The sequence below is a fragment of the Myxococcus llanfairpwllgwyngyllgogerychwyrndrobwllllantysiliogogogochensis genome, from assembly GCF_006636215.1.
Classification (GTDB): Bacteria; Myxococcota; Myxococcia; order Myxococcales; family Myxococcaceae; genus Myxococcus; species Myxococcus llanfairpwllgwyngyllgogerychwyrndrobwllllantysiliogogogochensis.
The window spans coordinates 1-15,653 of sequence record NZ_VIFM01000136.1; the positions used below are offsets into that span (position 1 = coordinate 1).

Sequence of the window (15,653 nt, forward strand, 5' to 3'; positions counted from 1 at the left end):
TATAAGAGACAGCTCTGGCTGGGGGCGGGGGCCATGTTGCTGCTCGGCTTCTGCCGGGAGCCCGTGCACATCTTTGGCGCCGCCTTCCTCCTGGGCGTGGTGGGAGAGCTGTACCGGCCCGCCTTCTTCGCCATCATCTCGGACGTGGTGCAGGAGGTGGATCGCCCGCGCGCCTATGGCCTGTTGTACTGGGTGCTCAACGTGTCCACCGTCGTGTCGATGCCACTGGCGGGGTTCATGTCGAGGCAGGGCTTCCAGCTCCTCTTCATCCTCGATGCCTGCACGACGTTCATCTACGGCATGGTCATCTGGGTGTTGGTGCCGGAGACGCGGCCCTCGACGGAGGGCGTGCGCCAGACGCCCGTTGAAGTGGGCTCGATGCTGACGCCGTTCCGCAATCTCCGGTTCGTCGGCCTGGTCGTGCCCATCTTCGCGACGACGTTCATCCTTTGTCAGGGGGGCGTCGCGCTTCCAGTGGACCTGGAGTCGCGCGGCATGGACCCGGCGATGTTCGGCACGGTGATGGCGGTCAACGGGTTGATCATCTCCGTGGGAGAGCCGCTGTTGCTGCGCGCGACGGTCCGGGTTCGTCGCCTGACGCTGCTGGCCTGGGGCGCTGTCTTCACGGGGGCGGGTTTCGGGCTGCATTCGCTCTCCGCCTCCGCGGGGCTTGCCGCCGTGGCCGTGGGGGTTTGGACGCTGGGGGAGATGATTCAATCCCCCGTGGCGCCCGCGGTGGTGGCGGACCTGTCGCCCGTGGATGCGCGGGGCAGCTACCAGGGTGCCTTCCACATGGTGTGGGGCCTCGCCACGTGTGTCGCTCCCGCCCTCGGGGGACAGGTGCTCGGCCGGCATGGTGCGTTCGCGCTGTGGATGGGGTGCCTCGGATTGGGGTTGCTCGCCGCTGTCTGGTACCTGGTCTTCGGCGCGCTCCTGCGTCGTCAGGTTCGTCCATGGGGCGAGCCCGGCCCTGTGATTGAAGCCCCCGGCTCCGGCCTCTGAGCGTGTGTGTGGGCGGCGGCAGCCTTGATGACACCCGAGGAGTAACTGGAAACGGGAATCCGCCTCGCGGCGCCTTTTGCCAAGGCCGCCGTGCGATTGGGGGCGGAGCCGCACATGCATGCCGCCATCGAGGCGTCCTACGAGGGGTTGCTCGCGGAGCTGTCCAGGCACTTCGAGCACAATGACTTCCTGTTGGGTGACCGCCCGTCGATGGGTGACTTTGGACTCTTCGGTCCTCTGTATGCACACCAGTACCGGGATCCGAAGAGTGGTGAGCACCTGCGCCGGGTGGCGCCGCGAGTCGCGCAATGGGTCGAGCGGATGCTGCACCCCATGCCGTTGTCGGGTGAGTTTCGGCCAGACGATGAGGTGCCGGTGACGCTGCTCATGGTTCTACGTCGGATGTTCATCGAGCAGATGCCCGTGCTCGCCGATACCGCGCGGCGTGTGAGCGAGTGGATGGGGGCGCATCCTGGCGAGACCCTGCCGCGCGCCATTGGCATGGGCGCATTCGTCCTGGAAGGACAGGAGGGCAAGCGCATCGTCAGTCCGTACAGTCTTTGGATGTTGCAGCGAGCACGCGACTATTTCAGGTCGCTCACAGGATGTAACCGGACTGCCGTGGCGGAGACGCTGTGCGCGGCAGGGGGGCAGTCGTTCTTGGACTTCGACGACCCACCACGCCTGGCTCGCGCCGGTTTGAGCGTGCGGCCGGGGTAGCGATGGCGCTCCGTGCCGCAATGCATTGACATGCCGGTGGGGAGGCTGGCTGCCAGAAGGTATCCCGAAGAGAGCTGCCAGTAGCTCATGGCTGTTTTCCCTGTTCGAACTGGGAGATGACGTCATCGAGGACGCTCAAGAAGTAGCCATCCGCCTTGGCCGATGAATCGCGAAGGGCCAGGAGCAGCGGATAGAATTCCGGGTCGCCAAGGGATGCAGCGGCCTCGAGCGTGTACACCGTCACCGGATTGCCACACAGCGCGGCGCGTACGGGCTCGACAGCGCGTGGGTCCTTGCGAGCCGCGAGACCTACGAGGGCTTCTCCGAAAATTTCTGAGTCCTCCTCACCGAGGCGCGCTGCGAGCGCATCACGCAGTTGCGGTGTGTCCACGTCCTCCCTCAGCGTTCCCAGGTCGAAGGTTGCCCAGTTCCGTACGTCGCGGTCCTCGTCGGACGAGAGCCTGATGAGCGCCTCGACAGCTTCCGGTGCATCCATGGCAGCCAGGCCGTGCACCGCGCCATACCGAGCCTCGGAAGTGGGGTGACTCGCCAGTCGGATGAGTTCGGAAAGGGCACGAGGCTCCCTGAGGTGTCCCAGTGCAGCGCCTGCTGACAGAAGGACAGCCGGGTCTTCCTCCCGCCGGAGCAGGCCCAACAGCGCCTCGCCACGCTCCTCCGTGAAGACGGGGACAGATCCAGGGCTACTCGCTCCAAGCTGGCCAAGGATATCCGCGCCGCGCCCCCGAGCCTTCGCGGAGGGAGCGTCAAGAAGGCGCAGGGCGGCGTCCAGCACGTCGCGCGTTCCCCGGAAATGCAGCACTCGGATGGCTGCCCAGGCACGCTCGTCATCCTCTTCACCCTCGAGTGATGCCTGGATGAGCGCTTCGGTGCTTCTCTCATCGTCGCGTTCTGGATAACTCATGATGTCCCTATGCGTGTCGAGGCTGCCGGCCATCTGAGTTCAAATGCACGACTGCATTGTTCATGTCGAGTGGGCGCTTCGATTTGGATTGAGCCTGTGGTGAATTGCGCTAACCGCGCGTCAATGCGGACTCTGACAGTGGTTCGGGTGACCCACAATCAGGGCACGGGATGTGCTTGGGTTAATCGCAGACATCTGTCTCGTTGCTGTTTCGTGGAGTGGGAACAGGACCTGCGCCCAGTCCCTTGTTCGCAATGGTTAGCGTTTAGGGATTGAGGGTCGGCCGGTTTCCCTCTGGAGCGGGGCAGGTGGAGCGTCCATTGAGGTCCACCCGCGTCCGACCATCTTGGGTACGAGGGTGGGGACGGCATGGGTCAAGGGCCATTGGCTGGCCCGGGGCCGGTTACGTCCGTGAACTTCGCGCCGGTGAGGCCCGCGCGCTCCAGGGCCTCCTTGATCTCCTCGGACACGATCAAGGCCACGGTCCAGCCCCAGGTGCGGAACACTTTTGCGCCTTCCGCCTTCGCCGTGTCGATGCGCATCCCGGACACCGAGGAGTACGTCCCCACCTTCTCGGGCATTCCGTCCTCCAGTGTCCAGTAACGCACCTCCTCGCACGCAGCGTCGTCGATGCACTTCACCAATCGGGTGGCGTTGAGGATGAAGTGCTGAGCCGGCTGGGAGTCGATCTCCACAGGGATGAGCTGCACGTCGTCGGGTGCCACCTCTGTGAAGAGGGAGGCCACGCGGGCGTGGACGACGGGGATGCTGAAGGCCGCGTGGGAATAGTCGAGCGGCTTGCCGGAGATCTTGATGGGGATCTTGATGCGCTCGTCCGACTGAGCCCGTTGCCCGATCCTGAACTGCCACGGGTCATCGAGTTTCCGGCCCTCGTGATCCAGAGGATGCCCCAGCTCCCACCGGCCGGAGATGTACACATCATCGGTCAACTTGAAGAACCGCTTCGGCATGAGGTCATTCTTCCGTCATTCGGTTCGCGTCACCAGCCGATTGAGCCTGGTCCCCTGCTTCGAGATCTCACGTGCCAACGCACCGAGGATCTTCGTCAGCGCCTCCCGGCAACGCTCGATGCTCTTGCAACTCGATGTTGCTTCGTCCAGCCGCTCGTAGACCTCCTCATGGTACTCCCTTGGGTGCGGCCCCTTGTGGCGCGGGACGCGGACCTGGTTCGCCGCATCGTCGAGCGACATGCCTGCCCGGTCGAAGATCTCCTGGTACCTTGGCGTCCAGGGCCCCCCGTTGTTGGTGGAGGTGCTGAACTTGTCGGAGGCGACGTGGTGCCAAGGGCCCTCCGCGTCCACTGGGGCCGTGCTAGCGGCGCTCGTCCCTCGTGCCGCCATGGCCAGCGCACCAGGAGCGAGCGCGATGGTGACGGCTCCCTCGGTGGGAATAGCTACCGAGCCCACTTCCGCGATCGCCGTGAACCGGAAGCCTCCCTGGAGATCGGCCAGCCGCACCGCCTGTGCCGAGCCCGGAAGCGCCGGTGCCTTGATCGCCAGCCCTGCGGTGCTCCCAATGGCGGCGGTCGCGAGCATGATGAAGATGCGCGCCGCGTTCTCGCCCATGACCATGCCGTACTTTTCGCCAGCCATGCGTACCTCGTCGAAGGTCGTGGCGACTGCTACGTCCTCGGCAAGCTGCCGCCACCCCGCGACCAGGTTCCAAACGGTGTCCACCCCCAAGTAGGCGATGAGGCAGACCGTCAGGGTGGCGGCCACGCCCTTACTCACCGGTTCGGGCAGCAACCAGAGGCCGAGGTACACGGCCATGGCCGTGATGATGGTGTTCCGCACAGCGACCGGATCCACCATCTTTCCCAGCGCATCATGGGTCTCGTCCATGACCGAGCCCATTGCGAACTGGAGGGCCAGGGTGCGCTTTCCTTCTTCGCCAAGAGTGGGGCCGTCTTCCAGTAGATGCAGACAATCTCGGGTGCGCTGCGTCCGATTGCACCAGCGGCCGTAGGCGCGCGTGAGTTCTGAATCCGCCTCCGGCCTCCATGCCCCAATCGGTGGGAGGTGGTCGCTGTACGAGTCCAGTTCCGAGCCAACAGACACGAGACCGATGCGCCCTCGTGCGCCTGCGTACGCATCATTCGCAGGGAACCAGAACAGCCGCCGAGCGTCCGATCGAGGCTGCGTGGACCCGGGCACATCTCGGCCCAACTTCGCCACGGCCTCTTCGAAGTCGTCTTCGTTCAGTTCCACCGGTCCCGCGTCACCGGAGCGTGGAGTGAAGGTGATGGGCTTGCCCGGACCCGTGTCCAGACGCACCGATCTTGTCGCGCTACTGCACCCGGCCAGCATCACGAACAGTAGGAGAATCGACGATCGTGGCAGCATGCGGAGCCCTCCTGGCGCTGGCTCCCATCGCTCGGGAGCGCATCGGCAGCGCAGGGTCGGGTAATACCAGATAGAGCTGACAGGTGCTCCGGGCTGACACTGTCTGTGATGGAGCGGGTGGGGCCGACGGCGTGCCTACTGGACCGTCACGCCCGGGCGCGAGATCGTGCGCAGTCAGCTCGGTCCCCATTGCTGAGCGCGAACGTCCCTCGGGTTGCATCACCGGCGTCGCCTCTGCTTTCAACACGAAGCGATCAGCCGACTTGAGAGTGATGAGAGCCTTTGCCGGACGGTCAGGGTCTTCAGGGATGTGCCCATCTTGAACGTCAGTGATGCACTCAGGCGCAGGCCTGGAGCCCAAGGAGGCAACGGGCGTACATTTTGTGGGCAGTGTTGAATCTATTGTGAGTTATTCCAATCCGAGGTCCAGCCGGGTTGGATGGCGAAAATCCAGGTTTAACCCAAAGTATGGTGTTCCTTTGATAGGTTCAAATCCGAGTCGCCCCCAATACTGCTGAAGCTTTTTACGCGCGGCAAGCTGGTGGATCTTCGAAAAGCTGGAGAGCGAGGGGTCGGTCCTTCTGTTGATGTCGAACTGAAGCGGGAAGGGTTTGCAGATAACAAGTCCGCAGCCTCTTCCAAGGGTTTCAATGAAGCGAGATGCAACTGCAAGCCCAAGGTCATGTCACGTGTAGAGGCTTTGTTTGGATTGTCCCATGGTCCAGTCAAGGCTGCGCCAGAGAACTCAAGGGATACATGGCGGTAGAGCACGAGAATCGAACTCGCCAGAGACGTCTCTCAACGCCTCTCACTGGGTTTGAAGCCCAGGCCGGCCACCAGGTCCGGAGGCCCTACCGTGGCCGATTAGTGCCGGGCCTTCCCAGCTCCGTCAACGACTGGCTTCAACCCCGGCAGCCCATGCACCAGCGTCTCCGTCAGCGTCTTTCGCAGCTCCTCCGCGGACGTCTGGAACGCCGCGCACGTCAGCTTCAAGCTCACGATGCCGTGCAGCCCCGCCCACAGGGCCTCGGCCAGTCGACCCGGGTCCGCCTCGGTTGCCAGTCTCCCCGCTGACTTCAGGTCCTCGAACACTCGGGCCAGCAGGCCGAAAGCGCGAGGCCCCGCACCATCCGAGTCGCCTTGGAAGAGCTCGGTCGACAGCCTGGGGTCTTCCATGAAGATGAGTCGGTACGTTTCCGGGTGCTCCAGCCCGAACCGCACATAGGCCGCGCCCATCACCGACAGTCGCTCCAGTGGCTCCGCCACCGCCGAGCCCGGCTCCAGCGCCCCCAACAGCTCCCCGAAGCCCCGCACGCACAGCTCCCGGGCAATCGCCTCCCGATTCTCGAAGTGCAGGTACAGCGTCGCGGGCGCGTACTCCACCGCCTCCGCCAGCTTGCGCATCGACAGCGCGCTGAACCCCTCCTTCACCACCATGTCCCGAGCCACCCGGAGGATCTGCTCCCGCAGCTCCGCCCGCTGCCGCTCCTTGCGCTCCGAAATCCCCATGCCTCAACCCTAGGGCTTGACGATTCGAACGGCCACCAGTAAATGAACGGTGTTCATAGAACGGTGTTCATAAAAATCTCGATGTTCGAAACGGAGCGCATCATGGACGGCAAGGTGGCGTTGTTCGGAGCCTCGGGAGTCATCGGGCAGAGCGTGGCCAACGCGCTGAAGGCGCAGGGGAGGGCCTATCGGGTGGTGGGCCGCTCGAAGGCCTCCCTGCAGGCCGAGTTCGGCACGGACCCGCTCGCGGAAATCGTGACGTGGAACCCCGAGGACCCGGCGTCGGTCCGCGCGGCCGCCCACGGTGTCGACACCCTCGTCTACATGGTCGGCGTCAACTACTGGCAGTTCCACCTGCACCCGGTGCTGATGCGCAAGACGCTCGACGGAGCCATCGCCGAGGGCGTCAAGCAGGTGGTCCTCATCGGCACCGTCTACCCCTACGGCCTGCCGCGCACGACGCCCGTCAAGGACGACCACCCGCGCGAGCCCAACAGCTTCAAGGGCCGCATGCGCAAGGAGCAGGAAGACCTCCTCCTGGCCGAACACGCCGCCGGCACGATTCGCGGCACCATCCTTCGCCTCCCCGACTTCTACGGCCCCGGCGTCGAGCTCAGCTTCCTGTACCGCGCCTTCGTCGCCGCCGTGGACGGCAATCGCGCGCAGCTCATCGGCCCCATCGACTCGCCGCACGAGTTCATCTACGTGCCCGACGTGGGCCCCGTGGTGACGAAGCTGATGGACGAGCCTCGCGCCTATGGCCGCTCCTGGAACCTCGCCGGCGCGGGCGTGACGAGCCAGCGCAAGCTCGTCGAGGAAACCTACCGACAGGTCGGCCGCCCCACGAAGGTCATGACGATGGGGAAGGGGATGATTCGCCTCGTCGGCCTCTTCGACCCGTTCATGCGCGAGCTGGTGGAGATGCACTACCTGCACACCCAGCCCGTGCTGATGGACGATTCGGAGCTGCGCCACCTGCTCGGCGACGTGCCCAGGACGCCCTACGCCGAGGGCATCCGCCAGACGCTCGCCGCCCTGAAGCAACGGCGCGCGGCCGCCGCCGTCAGTCCAGCCCCCGCAGCCACAGGTCGTCCTCGTCCAACCCCATGAGGTGACCGACCTCGTGCATCACCGTGATTCCAATCTGCTCGATGAGCTCCGCGCGCGTCTTCGCGAAGCGCTCCAGGTTCTTCTGGTACAGCACGATGGACGCCGGGAAGTGGTCATACGCGTTCGTCACGCTGCGCTCGCCCACGGGCGTTCCCCGGAAGACGCCGAGGATGCTCGGAGACAGGGGAGGGGACTGCCCCAGCAGGTCCTCCTCCGACGGCAGGTCCTCCACCGCGATGGTGACGTTGTCCAGGTACTGCTTGGCATGCTGGGGCAGGGCCTTCACCGCGTCCTCCACCGCGCGGTCGAACTCCGCCTCGGCCAGCTCCACGGGGGGAGGGAACTCCTCGGACGCCAGTGACTGGGCCTTGGCGAAGCGCTTCCTGGCCTCCTTCTCGTCCCCCCGCCGCTCCGCCATCAGCCCCAGGTAGTGGTGCGCCCACGCCTCGTCGGACGCGTCCTTCAGCACCGCCTCGAAGCCCGCGCGCGCGTCGTCGAAGCGGCACAACTCGAACAAGGCGATGCCCCGCTCCAGCCGCGCGTCCACCGAGCGCGGCACGTGCCCCAGCGCCGCGTCCAGGCTCAGCAGGGCCTGCTCGGACTCACCCATCTGGTTGAGCCCCATGCCCTCCAGGAGGAGGAACTCGTAGAGCATCTCCACGTCGTCCTCGCGCTGGGCCAGGCGCTTGCCCCGCGCGCACAGGCCCAGGCCTTCCTCCACCGCTTCCCGGTCCTCGCCGGCCCGGCAGACCAGGCAGTCCGCGGCTCCCAGGAGGATTTCCAGGTCCTCGGGGGCGACCTTGAGGGCCTGGCCATAGGCGCGGCCCGCCTCCTCCAGCCGTCCCAGCTCCGCGAGCGCCGCGGCCCGGTAGTGCAGGGCCTCCGGCAGCTCCGGCGCGTCCGAAAGCAGACCTTCCACCTGTGCCAGCGCCGCCTCGATGTCACCCGACTCGAAGGCGTCCGACACCGCCTCCAGCCGCGCCGTCGGGTCCCCCGACCCCGATCGCTTCCCGGTCCGCTTCTCCATGGCCCGGCTCATAAGAAGCCCCGCTGTGCGTTGTCAACGACGGGTGCGGCTGTTACGTTCCGCCGCCCGTGCTGGTGCGGCGTTCCGTCCCGTGAACATCCTTGTCGTCGACGATGATCTCGAGCTGTGCACCTTGCTCTCTCGCTTCCTGGAGATGCATGGGTACACGGTGTACTCGGCGTCGGATGCGCTCCAGGCGCTCGACATCCTCGAGCGCAACCAGGTGGGCATGGTCATCACCGACTTCATCATGCCCCACATGGACGGCATCACCTTCACCGAGCAGCTGAAGGCCGACCCGCGCTTCCAGGCCATCCCCGTGCTCCTGATGACGGCCAGCACGGACGGGAACATCACCGAGCGCGGCCTGCGCAAGGGCGTGGCCCTCACGCTGAACAAGCCCCTGGACATGGGCCAGCTGCTCACCTTGATGCGCTTCGCCGAGTAGCCCCCGAAAAGGCTCCTCCCCGGCACGCGTCGGGCCGTCCGCTCGCCCACACGTCCGCCCTTCCTGGTTGACATCGTTGGGCTGACCCTTATGTTGGCGCTCGCCAGGGTCGAGTGCTAACGACCTGCGTAGTATCCACGAAAATTCCAAGTAACATCAGGAGGTTGCGATGGCAGCGAAGGAGATTTTCTTCCACCAGTCCGCGCGTGAGGCCATCCTGCGAGGCGTCCGGACGTTGTCGGACGCGGTCGCGGTGACGTTGGGTCCCAAGGGCCGCAACGTGGTCATCGAGAAGAGCTTTGGTTCGCCCACGGTCACCAAGGACGGCGTCACCGTCGCCAAGGAGATCGACCTCGAGAACCGGTTCGAGAACATGGGCGCGCAGATGGTGAAGGAGGTCGCGTCCAAGACCTCTGACAAGGCGGGCGACGGCACCACGACGGCGACCGTGCTGGCTCGGTCCATCTACGAGGAGGGCCTGAAGCTGGTAGCCGCGGGCCACAGCCCGATGGACCTCAAGCGCGGCATCGACAAGGCGGTGGAGGTGGTGGTGGCGGAGCTGAAGAAGCTCTCCAAGCCGACCTCCGACAAGAAGGAGATTGCCCAGGTTGGAACCATCTCCGCGAACGGGGATGAGACCATCGGCACCATCATCGCGGACGCGATGGAGAAGGTGGGCAAGGAGGGCGTCATCACCGTCGAGGAGGCCAAGGGCCTGGAGACGACGCTTGAAGTGGTCGAGGGCATGCAGTTCGACCGCGGCTACATCTCTCCCTACTTCGTGACGAACCGTGACCGGATGGAGGTCGTCGCCGAGGACCCGTACATCCTCATCAGCGAGAAGAAGATCTCCTCGATGCAGGACATGGTCCCCATCCTGGAGCAGGTCGCGCGCTCCGGTAAGCCCCTGCTGCTCATCGCCGACGACATCGAGGGCGAGGCGCTGGCCACGCTCGTGGTGAACAAGATTCGCGGCGTGCTGAACGTCTCCGCGGTGAAGGCGCCGGGCTTCGGCGACCGTCGCAAGGAGATGCTCAAGGACATCGCCACGCTGACCGGCGGCATGGTGGTCAGCGAGGAGCTGGGTCACAAGTACGAGAACCTGACCCTGAACGACCTGGGCCGCGCCAAGCGCATCACGGTGGACAAGGACAACACCACCATCGTCGATGGCAACGGCAAGAAGGAGGAGATCGAGGGTCGCATCAAGCTCATCCGCGGCCAGATCGACACCGTCACCAGCGATTACGATCGCGAGAAGCTCCAGGAGCGTCTGGCGAAGCTGGTGGGCGGCGTGGCCGTCATCAACGTTGGCGCGGCCACCGAGACGGAGATGAAGGAGAAGAAGGCCCGCGTGGAGGACGCGCTGCACGCGACTCGCGCGGCCGTCGAGGAGGGCATCGTCCCGGGCGGCGGTGTCGCCTACCTGCGCACGCTGCCGGCGCTCGAGCAGCTCAAGCCGGGCGGCGAGCAGAACTTCGGCGTGGACATCATCCGTCGCGCGCTCCAGGAGCCGCTGCGGAAGATCGCCAGCAACGCGGGCGTCGAGGGCGCCGTGGTCATCAACAAGGTTCGCGAGGGCAAGGGCGCGTTCGGCTACAACGCGCGCACGGACACCTACGAGGACCTGGAGAAGGCCGGCGTCATCGACCCGACCAAGGTGGAGCGCACCGCGCTGCAGAACGCGGCTTCCGTCGCTTCGCTGCTCCTGACCACCGAGGCCATGGTCGCCGAGCGCCAGAAGGGCAAGTCCAAGGGCGGCAGCGGCGGTGGTAGCGGCGGCGGCATGCCGGACTACGGCGGCGACGACATGGAGTACTGAGCCACGCTCCGCGTCCCGGGCCTCACGGCTCGGGATGTGGCGGGTGAGCTGGCCTCGGCCCCGGATGCCTCTTTCGAGGCGCCGGGGCCGTTGTCTTTCGTAGGGAATGGAACTTCAGGGAACGCGGCCGACGGCGCCCCCGGTGCCGCTCTCCTGGGATGTGAAGAGCAGGGTGTCGCCGTCCGCAATGAGTCCACCCGGGCCGGTTCCCTCGGGGCCGACCGCGTCGGAGGTGCCGGGAGGACAGCCCCGGGTCCGGCGCAGGAAGGCGGAGGAGCGGGGCACGGCGTCCTTGAAGTAGACGGCGCCGTTCAACTCCACCGGGAACAGCGGGCCTTGCAGGCCCTCCGCGAGCACGCGGGCCTCGCCGCCAGCGCGGGGCCGCTTGATCAGCCGGCCCGTGCCTCCGCTGCCTTCGGTGATGAGGAAGTGGGTGGGCGTGAGCTCCAGCGAGGTGCCCGTGGTGATGCTCGCATCCACGCGCTGGGCCGGCGTGTCCAGGTCCAGGGGGACGCGGTAGAGGCCTGGCTCGGTGCCTCCCGTGACGAGGAACCACACGTCGGTGCCGTCGATGCGCGCGCCACGGACCTGGGTGTCGACGGTGCCCTCGAAGAGCACCAGGGATGAGGGTGTGGCACCGGTCGTGTCGACGCGGACGAGGCGCCGGGCCCCTGTCGCCACGACGAGGACGTCCTTTCCGGACAGGCGTCCGATGCGGATATCGGTGCCTCCCGTGATGACGCTGTTCAGCGAGGACTCGATGGGCACCGTACCGCGCTCACCCGTGGCCTTGTCCACGCGCCAGAGTCCAATCTGGTCGAGCACGTAGATGTTCTTCTCGTCCACGGCGATGGCATCCGGCGCGAAGAAGCCTTTGGCAACCGAGGTTGCTCCTCCTCCTGCTCTTGGCAGTCGAAGGATTTGTCCCTCTCCTTCCGGGGCTTCAGGCCGCAGCGAGTGCGACTCGGAGATGTAGATGTCCGTCGCGTCCACGGCGAGTCGGCGGGGGTTGTTCAGCCCGGGCACGAGCAGGGACTCCCGCACCGACGGAGGTGGCTCGCAGCTTCCCGCGTCCTCCTCACCGGGCCCCGCGTCGGCGCCCGTGCCGCCGTCATCACCCGAGCCGCCGTCGCCAGGGTCCACGCCTCCGTCTGGCTGCGTCCCCGCGTCCGAGCCCGAGTCCTCCGGGCCGCTCGCGTCCGGTTCGCCCTGCACCGGGGGCTTGTTTGAGGAACACGCCACACCCAGCAGCAGGACGGACAGGAGCGCAAGCCTCATGGGACGCCTTTCTTGAACGCGCGGCTCAGCTCACGGCTCAGCGCCGTGGTGTCGGACAGCAGCTTGGGCAGACAGGCCGAGGCCCCCGCGCGAAGCGACTCCAGCGCGGTCTCCATTGTGAGGTGCTCGGCCAGCACCACGAAGGGCGCTCCCTGGGCCATGGCCTTGCCCAGCTCCAGCGCCTTGCGCCCATAGGCCGGCGCGAAGTCCCAGGACACCACCACGCCCGCGGGCGGCTCCAGCGCGATGAGCTCCGAGGTGGGCAGCACGCGGGCTTCCAGGCCAATCAACTCCAGCGCCTCGGCGATCTGCGCGGCGGTGGCGGGGTTGTCCTCCAGCACGTCCACGCGCTTCACCTGGGCCGCGGCGCCGGGCTGTGTGGGCGGCGCCGCCAGCGTGGAGCGCAAGAGCGTGCGCACCTCGCGGATGTCGTCGAAGGGCTTGAGCAGGTAGTCCACCACGCCCAGCTCCAGCGCCTGCTGCGTCGTCACCAGCGACGGATAGCCCGTCATCAGGATGACCCGCGACGTGGCGGACAGTCGGCGCGCCTGCTGCGCCAGCTCCAGCCCGGACAGGCCCGGCAGGTTCTTGTCCGTGACGATGAGGTCCACGGGCGCCTCGCGCAGCAGGTCCAACGCCTCCTCGCCGCTCGCCGCCTCGATGACCTCGCACTCCTTGCCCATCAAGTCGCGGAACACCATGCGGATGATGGTCTCGTCATCCACCACCAGCAGGCGCTTGCGCGGCCCGGGGGCCGTCTCCGAGGCGGGGAATTGCACGCGGAACACCGTGGCCGGCGCCGGCACGTCCCGCAGCGCGCCCTGCGGCGCGAGGTCGATGCGCGCATGGTGCTCCTCGGCGATTCGTCGACACACGGCGAGCCCCAGGCCCGTACCGCGTTTGCTCGCGGTGACGTACGGCTCGAAGATGCGCTCGCGCAGCTCGTCGGGGATGCCCGGGCCCCAGTCCGCCACGTACAGCACGGGCGCCGAGCCCTCGCGCGTGAGCACCACCTTCACCCGTCCACGCCCCGACATGGCGTCGCGCGCGTTGTTGAGCAGGTTCAGCGTGAGCTGCTCGATGAGGCGCGAGTTGCCCTGGACGGAGATGTCCTCCGGGGCCTCCACCTCCAGCGAGATTCGCGCCGAGTCGGGGTTGACGCTGAAGAGCTTCGCGGCGGCCCAGATGGGCGCCGCCAGGGACAGTCGCTGCTGCGGCGCATGTCGCTCGCTGGCGAGCCGGATGAAGTCGGAGACGATCTGCTCCATCCGCTCCACCTGGGACATCAAGAGGCGCAGGGGGCCAGAGGGGCCGCCGTCCTCGGCGAGCAGCTGTGCATAGGCCTTCACGCCGAGCAGGGGCTGGCGCAGCTCGTGGAGCACCTCCGCGGCGAGCTGGGTGGCGTGGAGGCCGGAGCGCTGGAGCGCCGCCGCGGCCGTGCGCGCGGCTGGCAGGTCCCCCGCGTCCAGGGCCTGGAGCAGTTGGGCGAGCGGCGCGGGAATCTCCATGTCGGGAAGCATGACGGAGGCGGCCCATCCCACGCAACGCGCCTGGAGGGAATCCGTTGACCGGCCCGCCGGGGACGCGGATGCTCCCCGCGTTCTTCCCGCGTCGCCCAGCCTGCTGGACGCCGTCGACCGGCCTCGGAGGGCCTCTCATGCCGCAGACCGACCCGTTCCACTCCCTCGTGCCTCGGAAGATGACCGACGCCGAGCTGGCCCGCTCCATCCGGCTCAACATCGAGGCGGAGCTGGACGCCATCAACCTCTACGCCGCCCACATCGACGCCACCGACAACGAGGAGGCCAAGGCCGTCCTCCGGCACGTCATGGACGAGGAGCGTGAGCACGCCGCCCTCTTCTGGCAGCTCATCGCCCGGCTGGACCCCGAGCAGGCCCAGCACGCCCAGGAGGCGGTGGAGAAGTTCAAGCTCATCATTTCCGGTGCCCCGCATGAGTCGGTGGAGGCCGTGGGCAAGGAGGGCGCCAGCGCCGAGGCGCCGGAGCCCAGCATCGTCAAGCGGCTCACCGTCGGCAGCATGCGGCCCTGAGCTAGGTGCCGGTGCTTCCCTGGCGACGTTCGGCTGGGGGGGCTTCCAGGTCCTGCGCGGCCATGTAGACGACGTTCCGGGTGCCGCGCTTGCCGCGGTACATGGCCCGGTCCGACAAATCCAGCAGCGTGGCCTTGTCTCGCGTGTGCTCGGGGAAGCTCGCCACGCCGATGCAGGTGGTGAGCTTGAGCGACAGCCCCTCGCGCGCCAGGAACCGATGGGTCTCCATGGTGCGGCGGATGCGCTCGGCGACCTTGAGGGCCCCGCCCGAGTCGGTGTTGCGCAGCATCACCACGTACTCGTCGCCGCCGTAGCGCGCCACGACGTCGTGGTCTCTCACGCAGCCCTTCACCACGCGCGCCGTCTCCACGAGCAGCTTCGAGCCGACGAGGTGGCCGTGGTTGTCGTTGATGGACTTGAAGTGGTCCAGGTCCAGGAACAGCAGGCTGAAGGGGCGGTGCGTCTGGGGCGCGTCCTGGAACTCCCGGTCCAACATCAGGTGCAGGTAGCGCGTGTTGAACAGGCGCGTCAGGTCGTCGATGTACGCCAGGTCCTCGACGGCCGCGAAGCGACCCAGGTTGCGCAGCGCCAGCGCCCAGTTGCGCACCAGGTAGCTGGCGGCCTCGGAGGCGCTGCCCTCGCTGTCGCGGGCGTCCGCGTAGAAGAGCACCGCGTGCCCCAGCACCGCGTCGCCCTCGACGGCGGGGAAGGTGAGGACTCGCTGGAAGGGGACGTCCGGCACCTCGAGCTCGCGAGGGGAGCGCGCTTCCAGGAGCTGCTCGCGCAGCCAGGCGACCACCGTCTCCTCGGCGCCGGTGGGCAGCCCGCGCGTGCCCTGCGTGCGCAGGCCCACCGCGGCGTCGCGCTCCAGCAGGACGATGGCGTTGGCGGAGCCCATGGACTCGAGCGCGCCGGTGGTGGCGGTGGCCAGCTTCTCCCGGTCCAGCGTCGTGGCCAGGCGCTGCCCGGCCTCCAGCAGCGCGACATGTCGGCGCAGGGACGCGTTCTCCCGCATCAGGTCGCGGGTGGTGAGCGCGCGGCGCACGGCGTGCTGCAGGGCTTCTGGTGCCACGGGCTTGACCAGGTACTCCGCGGCGCCGCTCTTGATGGCGCGCACGGCGGGGTCCACCTTGTCGAGGCCGGTGATGACGACGACCTCCACGCCCGGGTGTCGCTCCCGCACGTGCCGGAGGACCTCCATGCCGTCGCCACCGGGGAGGATGAGGTCCGTCACCACCGCGTCGAAGCGGTCCGCGGCGAGCGCCTGTCGGGCCTCGTGGAGCGTGGCCACCGCCGTGACGGTGTGCCCCACGGCCGTGAGGTAGTCGCCGTAGAGGGTGCGGGCGATCTTTTCGTCGTCGACGAGGAGGATGCGCGCCATCTCCCGCATGGCTTAGCACCA

Annotated in this window: 14 protein-coding genes and 1 tRNA gene; 6 read left to right on the top strand and 9 right to left on the bottom strand. The window is 67.2% G+C overall.

Translation table 11 applies throughout. The features are described from left to right. Window positions 1–1,002: MFS transporter (locus FJV41_RS28620; protein WP_141645747.1), on the top strand; the 1,002-nt coding region annotated here is incomplete at its 5' end. 114 nt (window positions 1,003–1,116) lie between these two features. Beyond that, a complete protein-coding gene (locus tag FJV41_RS28625; RefSeq protein ID WP_141645748.1) occupies window positions 1,117–1,722 on the top strand; it encodes a glutathione S-transferase C-terminal domain-containing protein in 606 nt (201 codons plus the stop codon). Window positions 1,723–1,807: 85 nt separating this feature from the next. Here FJV41_RS28625 and FJV41_RS28630 read toward each other — a convergent pair whose 3' ends face one another. The 5 genes from FJV41_RS28630 to FJV41_RS28650 all read right to left on the bottom strand — a co-directional run bounded on the left by FJV41_RS28630 (window position 1,808) and on the right by FJV41_RS28650 (window position 6,516). Then, on the bottom strand, window positions 1,808–2,677 hold the full coding sequence (locus FJV41_RS28630) for a HEAT repeat domain-containing protein (protein ID WP_246137470.1): 870 nt from the start codon (window positions 2,675–2,677) through the stop codon (window positions 1,808–1,810). Window positions 2,678–3,018: 341 nt separating this feature from the next. Beyond that, complete coding sequence (locus FJV41_RS28635) at window positions 3,019–3,615, bottom strand: imm11 family protein (protein ID WP_141645749.1); 597 nt, start codon at window positions 3,613–3,615, stop codon at window positions 3,019–3,021. A gap of 15 nt (window positions 3,616–3,630) precedes the next feature. Next, on the bottom strand, window positions 3,631–5,007 hold the full coding sequence (locus tag FJV41_RS28640; RefSeq protein WP_141645750.1) for an AHH domain-containing protein: 1,377 nt from the start codon (window positions 5,005–5,007) through the stop codon (window positions 3,631–3,633). A gap of 757 nt (window positions 5,008–5,764) precedes the next feature. After that, window positions 5,765–5,863, bottom strand: a tRNA-Sec gene (locus tag FJV41_RS28645). Between the two features lie 8 nt (window positions 5,864–5,871). Further along, entirely contained in the window at window positions 5,872–6,516 is a 645-nt protein-coding gene (locus FJV41_RS28650) for a TetR/AcrR family transcriptional regulator (protein ID WP_141645751.1), read from the bottom strand. A gap of 81 nt (window positions 6,517–6,597) precedes the next feature. On the opposite strand from FJV41_RS28650, the gene FJV41_RS28655 reads away from it, so the two are divergent. After that, window positions 6,598–7,626: an NAD-dependent epimerase/dehydratase family protein gene (locus FJV41_RS28655; protein ID WP_246137471.1), complete on the top strand. Its 1,029-nt coding sequence runs from the start codon at window positions 6,598–6,600 to the stop codon at window positions 7,624–7,626. Here FJV41_RS28655 and FJV41_RS28660 read toward each other — a convergent pair. Further along, window positions 7,580–8,653 (bottom strand): metallopeptidase family protein, encoded by a 1,074-nt coding sequence (locus tag FJV41_RS28660; RefSeq protein ID WP_141645752.1) that lies wholly within the window; start codon window positions 8,651–8,653, stop codon window positions 7,580–7,582. The genes FJV41_RS28655 and FJV41_RS28660 overlap by 47 nt on opposite strands. A gap of 91 nt (window positions 8,654–8,744) precedes the next feature. On the opposite strand from FJV41_RS28660, the gene FJV41_RS28665 reads away from it, so the two are divergent. Next, window positions 8,745–9,101, top strand: coding sequence for a response regulator (locus FJV41_RS28665; protein WP_174455618.1), 357 nt, complete (start codon window positions 8,745–8,747; stop codon window positions 9,099–9,101). 169 nt (window positions 9,102–9,270) lie between these two features. Then, on the top strand, window positions 9,271–10,923 hold the full coding sequence (gene groL / locus FJV41_RS28670) for a chaperonin GroEL (protein WP_141645753.1): 1,653 nt from the start codon (window positions 9,271–9,273) through the stop codon (window positions 10,921–10,923). 114 nt (window positions 10,924–11,037) lie between these two features. Here the strand turns inward: groL and sinM are convergent, their stop codons facing one another. Then, window positions 11,038–12,201: a signal integration modulator SinM gene (gene sinM / locus FJV41_RS28675; RefSeq protein ID WP_141645754.1), complete on the bottom strand. Its 1,164-nt coding sequence runs from the start codon at window positions 12,199–12,201 to the stop codon at window positions 11,038–11,040. Continuing rightward, window positions 12,198–13,709, bottom strand: a complete 1,512-nt coding sequence (gene sinK / locus FJV41_RS28680) for a hybrid histidine protein kinase/response regulator SinK (protein ID WP_174455878.1) — start codon at window positions 13,707–13,709, stop codon at window positions 12,198–12,200. Before sinK ends, sinM begins: the two co-directional genes overlap by 4 nt. Before the next feature lie 149 nt (window positions 13,710–13,858). On the opposite strand from sinK, the gene FJV41_RS28685 reads away from it, so the two are divergent. Next, the gene (locus tag FJV41_RS28685; protein ID WP_141645756.1) at window positions 13,859–14,251 is read left to right on the top strand and encodes a demethoxyubiquinone hydroxylase family protein; all 393 of its coding nucleotides are present in this window, start codon (window positions 13,859–13,861) and stop codon (window positions 14,249–14,251) included. A 1-nt stretch (window position 14,252) separates the two neighbouring features. Here the strand turns inward: FJV41_RS28685 and FJV41_RS28690 are convergent, their stop codons facing one another. After that, a complete protein-coding gene (locus tag FJV41_RS28690; RefSeq protein WP_141645769.1) occupies window positions 14,253–15,632 on the bottom strand; it encodes a GGDEF domain-containing response regulator in 1,380 nt (459 codons plus the stop codon). Window positions 15,633–15,653 lie beyond the last annotated feature (21 nt).

Coding starts and splice junctions, on each gene's coding strand:
- FJV41_RS28625 (WP_141645748.1), top strand. CDS start 1,117: ATGCATGCCGCCATCGAGGCGTCCTACGAGGGGTTGCTCGCGGAGCTG.
- FJV41_RS28630 (WP_246137470.1), bottom strand. CDS start 2,677: ATGGCCGGCAGCCTCGACACGCATAGGGACATCATGAGTTATCCAGAA.
- FJV41_RS28635 (WP_141645749.1), bottom strand. CDS start 3,615: ATGCCGAAGCGGTTCTTCAAGTTGACCGATGATGTGTACATCTCCGGC.
- FJV41_RS28640 (WP_141645750.1), bottom strand. CDS start 5,007: ATGCTGCCACGATCGTCGATTCTCCTACTGTTCGTGATGCTGGCCGGG.
- FJV41_RS28650 (WP_141645751.1), bottom strand. CDS start 6,516: ATGGGGATTTCGGAGCGCAAGGAGCGGCAGCGGGCGGAGCTGCGGGAG.
- FJV41_RS28655 (WP_246137471.1), top strand. CDS start 6,598: ATGTTCGAAACGGAGCGCATCATGGACGGCAAGGTGGCGTTGTTCGGA.
- FJV41_RS28660 (WP_141645752.1), bottom strand. CDS start 8,653: ATGGAGAAGCGGACCGGGAAGCGATCGGGGTCGGGGGACCCGACGGCG.
- groL (WP_141645753.1), top strand. CDS start 9,271: ATGGCAGCGAAGGAGATTTTCTTCCACCAGTCCGCGCGTGAGGCCATC.
- sinM (WP_141645754.1), bottom strand. CDS start 12,201: ATGAGGCTTGCGCTCCTGTCCGTCCTGCTGCTGGGTGTGGCGTGTTCC.
- sinK (WP_174455878.1), bottom strand. CDS start 13,709: ATGGAGATTCCCGCGCCGCTCGCCCAACTGCTCCAGGCCCTGGACGCG.
- FJV41_RS28685 (WP_141645756.1), top strand. CDS start 13,859: ATGCCGCAGACCGACCCGTTCCACTCCCTCGTGCCTCGGAAGATGACC.
- FJV41_RS28690 (WP_141645769.1), bottom strand. CDS start 15,632: ATGGCGCGCATCCTCCTCGTCGACGACGAAAAGATCGCCCGCACCCTC.